This is a genomic window from Vibrio sp. HM8-C, from assembly GCF_058630515.1.
Map to the genome: position 1 here is coordinate 1 of NZ_JBMMKS010000011.1, position 13605 is coordinate 13605.

A 13605-nucleotide genomic window follows, 5' to 3' on the forward strand; every position below is an offset into this window, starting at 1 on the left:
CCTCCCGCAAGGAGGTTTTTGCTTTTAGAACCCTGCTAACATCGAATCGAATTAACAAGCGATGACAACAGGGTGACCATATGTCGGATGCGCAATGATATCGACTTTATGCTGATAAACCGCTTCTATGATTTCAGGTTTAAGAGCTTTCGCTGGAATATCGTCTGCGGCAGTTTTGCCTTGGTTTAGAATAACGATCCTGTCAGCGTATTGAGCCGCCAAATTAAGATCGTGCAGTACAGCAACAACCGTAGCGCCTTCATTTGCTAGTTTGCGTGCCAAGGCTAATGTTGTGTGCTGGTGGTGAATATCCAACGCAGAAGTGGGTTCATCCAGTAGCAAAATTTTGTTGTGTTCACTTTGCTCTAGTTGGGTGAGCACACGAGCGAGATGCACTCGCTGTTTCTCGCCGCCGGAGAGAGTAGGGTATGAGCGAAAACGCAGGTGCTCAACATCCGTTTCACGCATGTGTTTTGCTACCACATCTTCAAGTTGTCGGTTAGACATCGTTAACCCAATACCACCCAACTCAATCACTTCTTTAGCCATAAAGTTAAACGACAGAGAACTGCTTTGCGGCAGTACACCCAAGTGTTTTGCTAGCAAGGGTGATGACCATGAATCTCGCTCTTGACCAAAAAGTGCGAACTCGCCTTTTGTGCTGATTTCTCCGGTTAGTGCTTTTAGCAAGGTACTTTTACCCGTGCCATTAGGGCCAAGCAGAACCGTAAACTCGCCGCGATTCAGTGTAAGGTCGATGTTATCCAGTACGGTTTTATCACCAAGAGTCACGGACAAATGGCGTATTTCGACCGTTTTAATACCGGAGTATTCAATCGATTCTTGCGCCGTGTTTGATGAGTTAAATTTCGAAGATAAGAGAGACAGCATCAGATTCGCCCCTTTTGCTTAATCAAAAGCCAAACAAAGAAAGGTGCGCCAAGCAATGCGGTGACAATACCAACGGGCATATCTAAAGGCGCGACCACCGTTCGAGCTAGCATATCGGAAATCAGTAATAACAGTGCGCCGAGAAAGAGGGTTACTGGCAATAGTGAACGATAGTTTGGGCCAATGATCATACGGGCTAAATGAGGAACGATAAGTCCGATAAAGCCAATCATACCGCTCAATGCGACGGTGACTCCTACACCAAAAGCTGCCAAAACAATCAAACGGCGCTTTAAAGCCTGAACGTTAATGCCCATATGACGCGCTTCCGCTTCACCTAATAACATGGCGTTGAGCTTATCGGCATCACGATAGTAGGCGATAAACAAAATGATAAGCGTAGCAAAAGCGAGCCATAGACCTTTTTGATTGGCGCCCGCCAATGATCCCATAGTCCAGAGAGACAGGTCTCGCAGAGCTTGGTCATCGGCATAATAGTTAAGCAAACCCAATGCCGCGCCTGCCAGTGCTGAAATAGCGACACCGGAAAGTAGCATCATAGTGACGGAAGTTCCGTTGCTGCTTGTACCAAGGCGATACACTGCAAATGTCGTAAAAGCACCGCCGATACAGGCGAACATAGGGACAGTGCCAAATAGTAGTAAGTTTGGATAGTAGTGAGCAAGATCGCCAAACACTACGATTGCTAACGCAGCACCTAATGCAGCGCCTGAAGAGACACCAATAATGCCCGGATCAGCGAGCGGGTTGCGAAATAGCCCCTGCATTACAGCACCACTAATCGCTAGAATCCCTCCAACAGCAATGGCCAACAAAGTACGAGGTAAACGTACTTGTTGAACAATCATAGTGACATGCGCGGGAAGATCATGGCTGCCAAGTGGTAAAAGGGATTTCAAGCTGTCAGATAAACTGATGTTCATCGCACCCATACTTATGGAAGCAACCGTCGCGCAGTAAAGCGCAATCGCCGCCACTATGCACAGAGTTTTAGCCGAAACCATTCTTGAATCTGTCATCGTTAAATTTTTACCTATTCTTTTGGTGGATAGGATTCTGGTTGTTACTGTGAAAATGCTTAGTCGATCTTTTGGAAGGCTTTATATAACTCGTCAGTCAGTTCTAAACTTTCAAGTCCAAAGCCGCCAATGATGGCGCTACTGCTAACGGGAATAATGCGGTCTTTGCCCGCAACAGGTGTAGCAGCCAGAAGAGGGAATTCTTTCAGAATGCCTTCATGCCCACCTAATGCTTCCCAAGCGCGAGCACTGACCAATAAGACATCAGGTTGCATTTGTACGATGGCTTCTGGTGATAGTGGTTTGTATGAGCTCATTTCTGATTTTGCCGGATTTTGACCGCCAGCAAGGTTAATGATCACATCGATAGTGGTTTTATCTCCAGCGATAGTGGCTGGTCTGCCTTTGGTCAGCATAGCAAACAGCACTTTTGGTGGATGTGCGAGTTTACGAGCTTTCATTGCGTTCAACTGCTCATCAATCGATGCTTTAAGCTCTTTCGCTTTCTCTTGCTTTCCTGTGATTTGTGCGATTTTATCGATACGGCCAAACAGGTCTTCTTCTGTATCTCCAGAAGGCACTGTCTCAACTTTTATGCCGCCACTTTTTAGTAGCGTTAAAGTATTCTCAGGTCCCATTTCATGTGAGCCAATTAAATGAGTCGGTGAAAGAGCCATTAAGCCTTCAGCAGATAACTGGCGGTGATACCCTACTTGCGGCAAGGCTTCGTCAGCGTTGTACTTTCGGCTTGTTACATCCACGGCGATAAGCTGGTCTTTCGCGCCTAGCGCAATCAGTAGCTCGGTAATGCTTGAACCTGCACTAATGATGCGATTATTTACCTGTGTTTCTTGTTGAGCGTAAGCCGATTCCATTGATAAAAAAGGAATCGATAAAAATAGACTGAATGCCAAAGCGAGTTTTTTCATTATTGTTCTTCCATAACGATATTAGTGGCGGAAATTTGGTGTTTTTGCATGAATGCAAAGAGGTTGAGCATGGATTCCACATCGGCTTTTTTATCTGCGGCAATCACAAAAGGTTTATCTGGGTAGGTGCTGCGAGTTTTCAGTAGTTCTGTAGTGAAAGCCTTCCAATCACTATATTTCACGCCATCTAATGCCCACTTTTCCTCTTCATTATGCAAGATACCGATTGAAATAACGGGTTTATATGGCGAGGAAAGCTGACTGGCTTCTTCCGTTTTTGGAATGTCGACATTCAGTGTTTGAACACTGACATTCGCAGTAAGCAGAAGAAACACCATCACAATAAAGATGATGTCTATCATCGGCGTGAGATCTGGCTTAAATTCGTCTTCGCTATAACGAGAGTGTGACTGGATCATTAAAGCACCTCGTCAGTGGTAACGGTATATGCGCTTTGAGTGCCAGAGAAAGGATCAACCACAATCCCCTCAATATGCAGATTGCTGTGATTCAGGGTGTACTCAATCTTGGCAAGCGTCTTTTCAACCCACATGCCTAGAAGTTGTGCACCTGTAATTGCAGGTAACGCGATGATCAAACCTGCGGCCGTGGTGGTCATAGCGAGACCTAAACCATCCGCTAACGTTGCTGGTGAAATAACGGCAGTGGCATCTGTCATTCCACTAAACATTTCCATTAATCCCAGTACGGTACCAAGTAATCCAATCAACGGGCTGATGACACCTATCATCGACAGCAATCGAATACCTGAACGAAACTGCTGACGTTTTTTAAATAGCCAGATACCTACCGCTTCTTCTCTAAGTGGTTTTGTGAAGTGTCTATGTCCTAGCAGCATGCGCATGGATTGGAAAATCAGTTGTCGCCCTTTTAGTTCGTTTTGGATGAAGGCATCCACTTCCTGAGGGCGAGAAAAATCCAGTTTATGGATGCTTCTAAGTATCGCTGTTGTATGTGTTCGGCTGTTAAGCAGCATGTAGATAGTACGCTCGATCAAGATAGCGATAGTAAGGAATGACATGATGATGAGTGGCCATGTCATGATGCCGAGCTGACTATGTATATTGGTTAATGTTTGCATGATAGCGACTACTGTAATTGGAAATTAATCGGAATTTGTACGCGATGAGCAATGGCTTGCCCTTGCTCAACTTGATGTGAAAAACGCCATTCTTTGATTGTGCTAAGTGCTCGCTCGTCTAGTACGTTGTGCCCACTCGATTCAAGCAATAGTTGCTTGATTTGATTGCCTTGTTCATCTAGCCAAACCTCGATAAGCACTTTGCCTTCTAATCCTTGTTTTCTTGCGATTCTTGGGTAGCTCACTGGCGTTGGTTTTGCGCTGAACTTAGGTTTTTTTACTAGCATCGGCTTACTGTCTTGCGCACTCACTTTGGCTGCTGGCGCTGTCTCTTGTTGTTCAGTTTTACTTGTTTCTACTTTCTTTTTTTCTGTTTTGGCTACAGCTGGCTCTTCGATCTTGGCGATCGTTTTTTGTGGTTCTATTTCTGTATTCTGTTCAGCGATTGGCGCCTTTGGTTTTGTCTTGGAAAGCTCTTTTTTAGGCTGAACCTTTTTTAGTGGCTCTTTATCCGGAGCTACGGTTTTACTCTTTTTCTCTACAGGTATGGATTCTTGTTGAACAGGTTTCTGCTCAAGTGGTTTAGCTTCAGCTTTAAGTTCTTTAGCAACCTTTTTCTCGATGACGGGTTCTACCGGTTTACTTGCCGAGATGGTCATAAGCTGAATTTGAAGTGACTGAGCGCCATCCTCGGTTGATACATTGATGGTGTTTTTTTGTGGGGTATACGACAGCGCAATACCATGTATTAGGCATGCGATTAAGCCAGCGATGAGATAACGAAGCCTTGTCATTTTTGTCCACTAATCAGTCTGTTTTTTAGTCATTTTGTTACACATTCTTACAAATAATAATGAGATCGAATATCATTTGCATTATCATTTGCGATCGGTATTATATCGAACAAAATCCTAATTACAATTTTATAAGCTAATAATTTGTTGCTGATTTGAAGGTCATAGATGAAAGCTCGGCAGCGTTATTTTCTAACTTAAGGCATGAGTTATTTATGAAGCCGGTGATTTTTGACAGTACGGATGAATTGATTGTTGGTAAGGACACGCCAGATCCTTTGCGTTTTGCATTTGCTGCCAAGCGTGGTGCTCACGCAGGTGGAGCGATGAAGCCTATAAATCCTACGCTAACTCAATCGGTTTTATCAGAAGCGTTGAGTCTCTCTGGCGAAGCGAGCGGACGTTGCTTATACATTCATATTCCGTTTTGTCGTGTTCGTTGCACTTATTGCAACTTTTTCCAATACGCTTCGAGCGAAAAACTGATTGCAGATTATTTCCAAGCGTTAGTGACGGAAATAAAGAGAAAGTCAGCATTAAAGTGGACACAAAGTTATCCATTTCAAGCAGTCTATGTGGGTGGCGGTACGCCAACTGACCTCAACGCAGCACAGTTGAAACAGTTAGGCGAGTTGATTCGTCAGTATTTTCCTTTAACACCTGATTGCGAAATCACGCTTGAAGGTCGTGTAAATCGTTTTAATGAATCGAAGTTTGAAGCGGCACTAGAAGGTGGATTCAATCGTTTTTCTTTTGGTGTGCAGAGTTTTGATAGCAAAGTTCGCCGTAGTGCCAAGCGTCTAGATGATGGCGAAGTGGTGATGAACACTTTGCAAAAACTAGTGCGTTATAACGCAGCTCCGATAGTGATCGATCTTTTATATGGATTGCCTCATCAGACGCTAGACGTTTGGCAGAAAGATTTGGAAGCCTACATTGAATCGGGTGTTGATGGTGTCGATCTCTATCAGTTGCTTGAGTTGCAAAATTTGCCGATGGCGCGTCTGGTGGAACAAGGCAAATTGCCTAACCCTGCTGACACTGCAACTAAAGCTACTATGTATGAAATGGGTGTGTCATTCATGGCAAAGCATCACCAGCGACGTTTAAGTGTTAATCACTGGGCTTCGGGTAATCGTGAGCGCAGCATTTACAATAGCTTAGCGAAAACTAATGCTCAGGTATTGCCTATTGGTGCGGGAGCGGGTGGTAACTTTAATGGTATTAGCACTATGCAGCATCGTGATTTGGATGCTTACATTAAAGCAATAGAAGCGGATGAGTTTCCAAGTGCCATGGCGTTTCAATCAACATCTAGTGAAAGCATTCACAGTGATCTCAAAGCGTCTTTTGACCGTGGAGTATTACTCAAACATGAGTTAGGTGAGTGGTTTGATGCACTTATGCCTTTATTTACAGCTTGGCAAAAAAGAGGATTAGTGAATATCACGCCTTTCGCTGTTGAACTGACTCTGGCAGGACAATTTTGGTCTGTGACTTTAGCGACGAATGCGATTCAAGTGATTCAGAATCAAACTCAAGCGATGCTTAAAAGCGCTTGAATAAAAACAAAAATAATAGGAGTAACTATGTACACCACTTGTTCAGAGACAGAAGTACAACAAAAAGTGACAGCGGCGTTAGCGGAAGATTCAGCAACACCTGTCTCAACAATGTCTGAGCAACTAGGCTTATCTGAAGGTGCTATTACATTAGCTTTGCCAGACGAAATGATGACTCGTATCGATGGCAAACATGCACAAACCGTTTTAGAACAACTACCAGAGTGGGGACCAGTAACTACGATAGTTCACTCTTTCGGCTCTATTTTTGAAACGAAAGCCAATTTTCCTAAGGGCAAAGAAGCACACGGCTACTATAACCTGATGGGGAGAGACGGCGAACTGCATGGTCATCTACGCTTAGATTTAGTGGAACACATTGCTTTTGTTAGCAAGCCATTTCGAGCTATGGAAAGTCACTATATCGGTTTCTTCAATGCGAATGGTGATTGTGTTTTTAAAGTATACGTAGGCCGAGATAAGAAACGTCAGCTTTTCCCACAGCAGGTAGAAGCGTTTATGCAAATGAAAAAGGAGTTTGCCGCGTGAATATAGAAAGTCAGCCACAAGAAAATGCTCAACGAGAAGAAGTTCGTCGCGAACGACTACAAGGCCGATTAGAGCCTGAAGTTCGTGAATTCCGAGATTCCCGTAAAACGTTGCAGTTAGCAACGATCAACGCTGCTGGCATTCCAAACGCCACATACGCTCCATTCGCTTTTGATAGCAAAGCTTATTACATCCTCGTAAGTGACATCGCCGCTCATGGGCAAAATTTAAAAACGAACCGTAATGTTTCGATTTTAATGATCGAGGATGAAAGCGAATGTAAGAACATTTATGCACGTAAACGACTGACTTTCGATACACGTGCAGAACTCGTTGAAAAACAAACACAAGATTGGAGCCAAGGCGTTGCCGCGCTAAAAGCGCGATTTGGTGAAATTATCGATAATTTAAGCCAGCTTGGTGACTTCAATCTTTATCGCTTAGTGCCTGAGTCAGGACGTTACGTCAAAGGATTCGGACAAGCGTTTGTCATTTCCGGTGATGACATGCTCGATTTTGTTCATTTAACAGAAGGGCACGTTAAAGCTGAAAAAGAGCGTATGGAGCAATAACCACTACTTAATAACAAGCGTTTAATAACCAGTGTTTAATAAATGCTGATTAAGTAAAAATTTAACCTAAGAATCAGCTCAACTAATAACAATATCCTCATCGATTTGATGCTTCAAAGCGGCTCGCATGCGAATGCCGCTTAGATTCTTGCACTTCAAATTTGAGGTAAAACCATTGAGCCCACTTAAACATTTAAACATTTAAACATGGACATGATAATGATTAAGCAAACTCCGCTTGCCATAGTTATTGGCGCGTTGCTATCAGCGCCAGCAGTCGCTGAAGAAACTACCTACTCATTTGATGAAGTTGTTGTGTCGGCAACTCGTCTAAATACACAGACTATTGATACCGCGGCATCAGTAGCCGTGATTGACGATGAAACTATCGAAACCAATATGGTTGAAGATATCGAAGATCTATTCAAATACACACCGGGGGTTACTCTACAAACCAACTCCCGCCAAGGTGTTCAAAGCATCAATATTCGCGGTATTGAAGGAAACCGTATCAAAGTTATCGTGGATGGGGTTGCTCAACCGAACCAATTTGATTCTGGTGCTGAGTTTGTCAACTCGTCTCGCGTTGATGTCGACACTGATATGATCAAAGCGGTTGAGATTGTTAAAGGAGCGTCATCCTCTCTGCAAGGTTCTGATGCCATTGGCGGTATTGTGGCATTTGAAACCAAAGATCCTGCCGATATTCTGAAAGGACGAAACTTCGGTGGCTATGCAAAACTTAACTACTCTTCTGCTGATAAAACCTTCAGTGAGTCTATTGCGTTAGCTAATAAAGTGGGTGATCTAGAATCTTTGGTTGCTTATACACGTCGTGATGGTGAAGAAGTGAATAACTTCGGTGAGCCAAATGAACAAGACAGTAGTGCAAATAATTTATTGGTTAAACTGCAATATCAACTGAACCCTGCTCATCGAGTGGAGTTTTCGGGTAACTACATCCGCAATAAAAACAATTTGCCAACTCTCGACTATAGTACGGGAATGGTGCCTTATACAGACGCATCTGGCAGTGATGAAACGGAACAGTATCAACTAGGTATTAAGCATATCTGGGATACTAAAACGATGCTTGCAGATCGAATTACTTGGCAGCTTGATTGGATGAGTAAGGAGGAAACGGGGGTTACTGACCGTACTCGAGTGTCAAATGGTAACGTTCAGAAGAAAGATTATCTTTATTCCGATGAAGGTATTCAGTTTGATACCCAATTTGACAAATTTTTCATGACTGGAAGCTTGGAACATAACCTAGTTTACGGGGCTTCTTTCTCTGATAAAGATATAGCTAATACTAACCAAGAGTTCAACTCTGTTGGTAGTAATCAGGTGATTTTCTACATTCCTGATGCAGCAGAAACCCGCTATGGGATGTTTGTTCAAGATGAAATTTCTTGGAATGATTTCATCATAACGCCAGGGCTCCGTTTTGATTCATTCAAAACTAAACCGGGTGATACAAGTGAGAACCCAAGTTTAAATGATGCGAGCGAGTACAAAACCTATTCTGACTCGGCAGTTACTGCTCGTTTGGGGACGGTTTATAAGCTAAATGAGCAACACCGCCTATTCGCACAAATTAGCCAAGGTTTCAGAGCTCCAGATTTCCAAGAGTTGTACTACTCGTATGGTAATCCTATGTATGGTTACGTGAGCAAACCTAACCCTGATTTAAAAGCGGAAGAGAGCATTTCTTACGAAGCTGGTTGGCGTTTTAACTCCGGTTCAATGAGCAATGAGATTTCTGTCTTCTACAGCGATTACGACAACTTCATCGATACTCAAATTGTCTCTGGAAGTTATGCCACTATGGATGCGGTGTCTCAGGCTATTAACATCAATAAAGCGACCATCAAAGGTGTTGAGTTTGCCAACCAACTATCATGGGATGCATTCATGCCTGTTGAGGGCTTTAGTTCACGCGTTGCCGCTGCTTATACTGAAGGTGAAGACGGTGACGGTAATCCGCTAAACGAGGTTAACCCATGGAATACGGTTGTTGGTGTTAGCTATGATTCAGTTAATCAATGGGGTACAACGATTAATCTGACTTACACAGCGAAGAAGAAACAGAGTGATATTGATGGTGACTTCTTACCGATCGATGCAGCAACAGTGGTTGATGTTACTGCTTACTACAAACCAATCAACGACCTAACGCTAAGAGCAGGTATCTTCAACATCACTGACGAAGAGTACTACAACTGGAATGATGTGCGCGGTTTATCAGCAGAAGACAAAGATCTTACACAAGCTAAACGTAATTTCTCGCTTACTGCTAAGTATGAATTCTAAATGTTAGTACTATTCGTTGTGTAGATGATGGATAAAGACAAATCCCCGAGTTTAAATCTCGGGGATTTTCTATTAGGCAATAGTTTTATTAGGTAACAGTTTTTTATCGCGTAATAGTGTTAGAGATAGCCAAATATTCCTCTGCTTCTTTCACACCCATATAGCGACCTAGGGTTTTCATCGGCACATCATGTAAGTCCACTACGATCAAACCATCTAGGGCATCGTTGAAGGCAGGGTCAACGTTGAAGCTGACCAATTTTCCATTCAATCCTAAATACTGACGTAATAGCACTGGAATACCTTTGCCTTCATCAATACGAGCAATCACTCGCGAGAGCAGTTGCAAGTCGGCTAAGGAAGTTAACAAACTGGCATTCCATTGTGCTTGCATCATAGGTAATGGGTTGGAAGCTGCGACAAAGTTTGCTTGCTCGTTGTCGTAGAAGTGCAGTGTCATGGTGTCTGCTAGCAAACGTCTGGCTTGTTCGCTGTAATCGTTGCTAATACTGACGGGGCCAAACAGGTGAGTGTATTGAGGGTTTCTATGAATAAATGCGCCAATCCCTTTCCATAGCAGAAGCAATGGAGCCATGCTTTTCTGGTAGTACTCATCAATGACTGAGCGCCCTAGCTCTATGGCGTTACCCATATTTTCTAGAAAACGTGGGTCGTAGTTAAACAATGTACTTGAGTAAAGGCCTTGAATACCTTGGGTTGCCACAATTTTGTCTACTAAGCCTAGGCGATAAGCGCCAACCATTTCATCGCGCTCTCTGTCCCAAATGAAAAGATGTAAATACTCTCGGTCAAAGTCGTCGACATCTAAAGCCATACCTGTCCCTTCACCGACTTGGCGAAAGTTCTTCTCACGTAAGCGTCCAATCTCATGCATTAAAGAAGGGATATTCTCGGAATGAGTACAGTAAACATCAAACTCATTTAGACTGAGCAGATGCGATGATGAAGGAAGCGCTTCAAGATCTTCAAGCAGTTCAGTGAGCGGTAATCTGTCCGCAATAGCTTGTGAAGTGTCATCTAGGTTAGTTTTATCTCGCGAAAGTGTTTTTTTTGCACCAAGCAGATAGGTGTTCAAGCGCAAGTAATTGACCAGTTGTTGATCGCAAAGATGTTGCATCTCTTTGTAGTGAATTGCGTCGCTAATAGAGATGTCGATACAGGTTTGTTTTTTATTCAGTAATTCGCGGCCGAGCATTACGGTGCGGAGCAGCGGATGTATTTTCCCCGCCATATAAAAACGAGTCGAGTTGTGACCTTCGATATAAACGGGTACTGCTGCCGCTTTATGTTTTTTGATCAAGCGGCTGACCGATTGACTCCACTCTTTATCTTCCAAACGATGTTGTTTGCTGTCTACCAATTGGGAAACTTCGCCAGCAGGGAACATGAGTAACAAGCCGCCTTGCTCTAAATGTTTATGAGCCTGACGCATCGCTTGAAGGTTTGCTTTCCGTGATTTATCTGTCTCAAAAACATCAACGCCGATAAAGAGGGAATCCAGTTCAGGAACAGTTTTTAAGTATTGGTTTGCCAGTATTTGCACATCAGAACGAATCGTGAGTAGCATCTCTGCCAATATCACGCCTTCAACACAGCCTAGTGGGTGATTGGCAACCACAACTGTTGGCCCCATAACTGGCACATTGTTGAGAGAGCCTTTAATCAGTTGGTAATCAATGCCTAAAATTTCGAGCGTAAAGCGAAGAAATTGGCGAGTGTCGCACCCTGCAGGGCGTTGCGCGTAGAATTTATCAAGTTGACTTAAACCCGTTGCCCATTCCGCTAGGTTTTCACCTAAACCAAATGGCGTTTTTCGTGGCAGTTTAAAAGGGCTCTTAGACAGCATGTTAACCTCACAATCCTTGTATTATGAGCTCATGCTAGAAGGGGAATATTTCATCTACACTGCAATTATGTGAGTCTTTGATGGCGGATTTTTTGCAAAATGATGAATGGAGATTTCTATAAATGAGGCATTTCGGTTAAACGGCATTGATAAAACACAAGCCCGAGCTAGATGCTCAGGCTTGGAGTTTCAACAGTCGTGATGATTATAGTGATTTAGCGTATAGCTCGATCACTTGTTCACGAGACATTGGGTGCGGGTTACCACCTGCACATGGGTCTGCCATCGCATCATCAACCCAAGTTAGGGTATCTTCTTTAGTAACGCCTAACTCGCCAAAACCTGATGGAATCCCTACACGGCGGTTTAGTGCATTTAACGCATCAATAGCGGCAACACTCGCCTCTTCAACGCTCATTGATGACGTATCCACACCCAAAGCCGCTGCAACTTTGGCAAATTTCTCAACACGGTATGGGCGGTTAAATTCACTCACGATAGGAAGTAGAATCGCGTTACACACGCCATGAGGTAAGTCTTTGTGTGCGCCTGCTGGGTGAGCCATTGCGTGAACCATACCTAAGCCTGCGCTATTGAAAGACAGACCTGCTACAAACTGGCCGTAAGCCATCATTTCACGAGCGTGAACATCAGAGCCGTTATCGACAGCTTGAGGCAAGTTTTGAGCGATAAGCTTAATTGACTCTAGAGAAATGTAATCAGTAAGCTGATGAGCACCGACAGAAACGTAAGATTCAACTGCGTGAGTTAGCGCATCGATACCTGTAGCGGCAGTGACTGATGCTGGAATACCAAGCATTACGCTTGCATCATTGACTGAAATATCAGGGATGATTTTGTCAGAGATGATGACGTGTTTGACGTGAGTGGCTGTATCAGTAATAACGGCGTTACTGGTAACTTCTGCTGCCGTACCTGCTGTAGTGTTTATCGCATAAAGTGGCGCGCCAAGCACTTTTACTTTTTCTACGCCATTATACGCCGCAATAGGTCCAGGGTTTGCTGAAAGGATTTTAATCGCTTTTGCAGTATCAATAGAGCTACCACCACCAAAACCGATAACGTATTTAGCTCCTTCCGTACTGTACATATCAAATGCACTATTGACGGTGTTGGTGTCTGGGTTCGGACGCACTTCGCTAAATAGAGCCAAGTTTAGTTTGGTGTCCATCAGTTTGTCTGCAAAGCCCAACTCAACTAATGTTGGGTCACAAATTAACAGACCTTTTTCTTGTCCGTGTTCTTCTACAAGTCGCTCAACAAGAGCTTCAATTGAGCCAACGCCAGACAAATTGATTTTGGGGAACGCAAGTTTGAATACACTCATAGTTATGTCCTTAAACTTAATTTTGATAAAACCATTATTAGATTAAGGTTATTAGAGCGCTTTTTTTTGAGTATTAACTTCAAATTTCTGCTGATTGACTAATTAATGATGCGAATTTGCCAAGAAAGTAATGCCCAAGCTCAAATTTTCACATCTTGTTTATCGTGCCTAGGAATGCGTATTTAGACCTCTCAGGCAAAAATAAAGCCTCACTGAAATATGAGGCTTTATCCTAGCGCATAAGCTGTTATGGCAAGTAGAAAACAGATTCTAATTCAATAGATTGCGGCGAATTATCAGGGTTAGTTTCCATGATGTCTTGCATGAATGCCCACCATTTTTGACAGGCTTCGGTTTGTGCTACTTGCTGCCATTGTTCTTCATTTTCAATTTCCACATAGCCGAAAAGCTGGTGGGTTTGTTCGTGTAAGAAGATGGAATAGTTGCTGCCACCGTGAGTTTTTAGAACATCGACGAGTTCTGGCCAAATTTCATCATGTCTCTTTCTGTATTCTTCTTTGCATCCTGGGTTTAGCTGCATCACAAAGCCTTTGCGTATTAATTCACTCACCAGTGGCTCCTATCATGAAGTGGATAATTTGAAAGATCAGAATAAGAGACTCAATTAATACAAA

The 13605-nt window shown here is 43.3% G+C and carries 13 protein-coding genes; 4 read left to right on the forward strand and 9 right to left on the reverse strand.

All coding sequences use genetic code 11. From position 1 onward, the window contains the following. Positions 1–51 precede the first annotated feature (51 nt). Genes ACOSVQ_RS13185 through ACOSVQ_RS13210 form a run of 6 tightly spaced genes read right to left on the reverse strand, consistent with a single transcriptional unit; the run spans position 52 to position 4756 of the window. A complete protein-coding gene (locus tag ACOSVQ_RS13185; protein WP_491983008.1) occupies positions 52–891 on the reverse strand; it encodes a heme ABC transporter ATP-binding protein in 840 nt (279 codons plus the stop codon). Beyond that, the gene (locus tag ACOSVQ_RS13190) at positions 891–1931 is read right to left on the reverse strand and encodes a FecCD family ABC transporter permease (RefSeq protein WP_491983009.1); all 1041 of its coding nucleotides are present in this window, start codon (positions 1929–1931) and stop codon (positions 891–893) included. Before ACOSVQ_RS13190 ends, ACOSVQ_RS13185 begins: the two co-directional genes overlap by 1 nt. Positions 1932–1990: 59 nt before the next feature. Further along, positions 1991–2860, reverse strand: a complete 870-nt coding sequence (locus ACOSVQ_RS13195; protein ID WP_491983010.1) for a heme/hemin ABC transporter substrate-binding protein — start codon at positions 2858–2860, stop codon at positions 1991–1993. After that, the gene (locus tag ACOSVQ_RS13200; protein WP_491983011.1) at positions 2860–3279 is read right to left on the reverse strand and encodes an ExbD/TolR family protein; all 420 of its coding nucleotides are present in this window, start codon (positions 3277–3279) and stop codon (positions 2860–2862) included. The genes ACOSVQ_RS13195 and ACOSVQ_RS13200 overlap by 1 nt, the downstream gene beginning before the upstream one ends. Continuing rightward, a complete protein-coding gene (locus ACOSVQ_RS13205) occupies positions 3279–3962 on the reverse strand; it encodes a MotA/TolQ/ExbB proton channel family protein (protein ID WP_491983012.1) in 684 nt (227 codons plus the stop codon). Before ACOSVQ_RS13205 ends, ACOSVQ_RS13200 begins: the two co-directional genes overlap by 1 nt. Before the next feature lie 8 nt (positions 3963–3970). Next, positions 3971–4756: an energy transducer TonB gene (locus ACOSVQ_RS13210; protein ID WP_491983013.1), complete on the reverse strand. Its 786-nt coding sequence runs from the start codon at positions 4754–4756 to the stop codon at positions 3971–3973. Positions 4757–4971: 215 nt separating this feature from the next. Between ACOSVQ_RS13210 and hutW the strand changes: the two genes are divergently transcribed. The 4 genes from hutW to ACOSVQ_RS13230 all read left to right on the forward strand — a co-directional run bounded on the left by hutW (position 4972) and on the right by ACOSVQ_RS13230 (position 9755). Then, on the forward strand, positions 4972–6318 hold the full coding sequence (gene hutW, locus ACOSVQ_RS13215) for a heme anaerobic degradation radical SAM methyltransferase ChuW/HutW (RefSeq protein ID WP_491983014.1): 1347 nt from the start codon (positions 4972–4974) through the stop codon (positions 6316–6318). Positions 6319–6345: 27 nt separating this feature from the next. After that, a complete protein-coding gene (hutX, locus tag ACOSVQ_RS13220) occupies positions 6346–6867 on the forward strand; it encodes a heme utilization cystosolic carrier protein HutX (RefSeq protein ID WP_102942964.1) in 522 nt (173 codons plus the stop codon). Continuing rightward, a complete protein-coding gene (hutZ, locus tag ACOSVQ_RS13225) occupies positions 6864–7439 on the forward strand; it encodes a heme utilization protein HutZ (RefSeq protein WP_102942965.1) in 576 nt (191 codons plus the stop codon). The genes hutX and hutZ overlap by 4 nt, the downstream gene beginning before the upstream one ends. Before the next feature lie 219 nt (positions 7440–7658). Then, complete coding sequence (locus ACOSVQ_RS13230) at positions 7659–9755, forward strand: TonB-dependent hemoglobin/transferrin/lactoferrin family receptor (RefSeq protein WP_491983015.1); 2097 nt, start codon at positions 7659–7661, stop codon at positions 9753–9755. Positions 9756–9858: 103 nt separating this feature from the next. Here ACOSVQ_RS13230 and ACOSVQ_RS13235 read toward each other — a convergent pair whose 3' ends face one another. The 3 genes from ACOSVQ_RS13235 to rhaM all read right to left on the reverse strand — a co-directional run bounded on the left by ACOSVQ_RS13235 (position 9859) and on the right by rhaM (position 13541). After that, positions 9859–11622, reverse strand: a complete 1764-nt coding sequence (locus ACOSVQ_RS13235) for a bifunctional lysophospholipid acyltransferase family protein/GNAT family N-acetyltransferase (RefSeq protein WP_491983016.1) — start codon at positions 11620–11622, stop codon at positions 9859–9861. A 205-nt stretch (positions 11623–11827) separates the two neighbouring features. Beyond that, entirely contained in the window at positions 11828–12970 is a 1143-nt protein-coding gene (locus ACOSVQ_RS13240) for an iron-containing alcohol dehydrogenase (protein ID WP_491983017.1), read from the reverse strand. A gap of 247 nt (positions 12971–13217) precedes the next feature. Continuing rightward, on the reverse strand, positions 13218–13541 hold the full coding sequence (gene rhaM / locus ACOSVQ_RS13245) for an L-rhamnose mutarotase (RefSeq protein ID WP_491983018.1): 324 nt from the start codon (positions 13539–13541) through the stop codon (positions 13218–13220). Positions 13542–13605: the final 64 nt, after the last annotated feature.

What these genes read in the sequence shown, in the direction of transcription:
- ACOSVQ_RS13230 (WP_491983015.1), top strand. Translation starts at nt 7,659, where the DNA reads ATGATTAAGCAAACTCCGCTTGCCATAGTTATTGGCGCGTTGCTATCA.
- ACOSVQ_RS13190 (WP_491983009.1), bottom strand. Translation starts at nt 1,931, where the DNA reads ATGACAGATTCAAGAATGGTTTCGGCTAAAACTCTGTGCATAGTGGCG.
- hutW (WP_491983014.1), top strand. Translation starts at nt 4,972, where the DNA reads ATGAAGCCGGTGATTTTTGACAGTACGGATGAATTGATTGTTGGTAAG.
- ACOSVQ_RS13210 (WP_491983013.1), bottom strand. Translation starts at nt 4,756, where the DNA reads ATGACAAGGCTTCGTTATCTCATCGCTGGCTTAATCGCATGCCTAATA.
- ACOSVQ_RS13235 (WP_491983016.1), bottom strand. Translation starts at nt 11,622, where the DNA reads ATGCTGTCTAAGAGCCCTTTTAAACTGCCACGAAAAACGCCATTTGGT.
- ACOSVQ_RS13240 (WP_491983017.1), bottom strand. Translation starts at nt 12,970, where the DNA reads ATGAGTGTATTCAAACTTGCGTTCCCCAAAATCAATTTGTCTGGCGTT.
- hutX (WP_102942964.1), top strand. Translation starts at nt 6,346, where the DNA reads ATGTACACCACTTGTTCAGAGACAGAAGTACAACAAAAAGTGACAGCG.
- ACOSVQ_RS13185 (WP_491983008.1), bottom strand. Translation starts at nt 891, where the DNA reads ATGCTGTCTCTCTTATCTTCGAAATTTAACTCATCAAACACGGCGCAA.
- ACOSVQ_RS13195 (WP_491983010.1), bottom strand. Translation starts at nt 2,860, where the DNA reads ATGAAAAAACTCGCTTTGGCATTCAGTCTATTTTTATCGATTCCTTTT.
- ACOSVQ_RS13205 (WP_491983012.1), bottom strand. Translation starts at nt 3,962, where the DNA reads ATGCAAACATTAACCAATATACATAGTCAGCTCGGCATCATGACATGG.
- ACOSVQ_RS13200 (WP_491983011.1), bottom strand. Translation starts at nt 3,279, where the DNA reads ATGATCCAGTCACACTCTCGTTATAGCGAAGACGAATTTAAGCCAGAT.